Source organism: Vibrio sp. 2134-1, from assembly GCF_033339495.1.
The window spans coordinates 1-753 of the sequence record NZ_JAWOUS010000350.1; the positions used below are offsets into that span (position 1 = coordinate 1).

1 protein-coding gene and 1 pseudogene are annotated in these 753 nt (G+C 52.5%); both read right to left on the bottom strand.

The window, feature by feature from the left end; translation table 11 throughout:
* Nucleotides 1-464 (bottom strand): annotated as a pseudogene (locus R7R78_RS25920) (plasmid replication protein); the annotation flags it as partial.
* Nucleotides 465-484: 20 nt separating this feature from the next.
* Nucleotides 485-753, bottom strand: a 269-nt coding sequence (locus R7R78_RS25925) for a hypothetical protein (RefSeq protein ID WP_225474588.1), incomplete at its 5' end; no start/stop codon positions are given.

Consider the following 753-nt stretch of genomic DNA (forward strand, 5'->3'; position numbering starts at 1 on the left):
TGGATTGCTTCCTTGATTTCGTTCAGGTTGTACCCGTGACCCATCTTCGAGAGCTCTTTCTGGAGTTCGTACAGAGTGAACATGACTCCAGCCTTGCCCTCGATGATATGGCCTTTCCCGTTCACTGCGAGCTTGCGTAGAGCATCCTCAAGGATTTCCTCTCGCTGTCCCGCGTAGATCAGCACGGTTCTTCCGTCATCCTTCTCGATGATGGCTGGCTTCACCTTCACCGTGAAATGCTGGCCTCTGATGGTGCATTGTCGTGTCACTACAGCGTTGGATAAATCTTCATGCTCACGCTTTTGGTCCCAAATGTACTTCGGCAGCGCATCGTAGATCTCGATGGTGTTGGAGTAGTCGTCTTTCTTGGCCGGAGATTCAATGATCTCAAACAGGCTCATTTGCGGTGAGTCTTTGATTACGTCGAGTTTCTCCAGGTCTTTGTCTTTGGTTCTCTTGCTCATGATTGTTCCGTCGATACTTTCTAGCTGGTGGTCCATGCCGCCAGCATTGTCAATGCTCCCGCTGCTACCGTCGCTGAAAACACTAGCTGGTAGATGCGACGCTTAGCCCCCGCAGTGCCGCTCATAAAACGCAGGGCTGCCGCTTCATATCGGAAATGAGCGAACTCACCCCGAAGGGTGCTATCTGTCCCCTGTGGCGATTGTGGGCGCTTTGACAGGGCAGGGCGAGGATGGCTGGCGACTTTCTTGATCATCGCTTCACATTTCCCCAGTTTCGCCAATTCAGTGG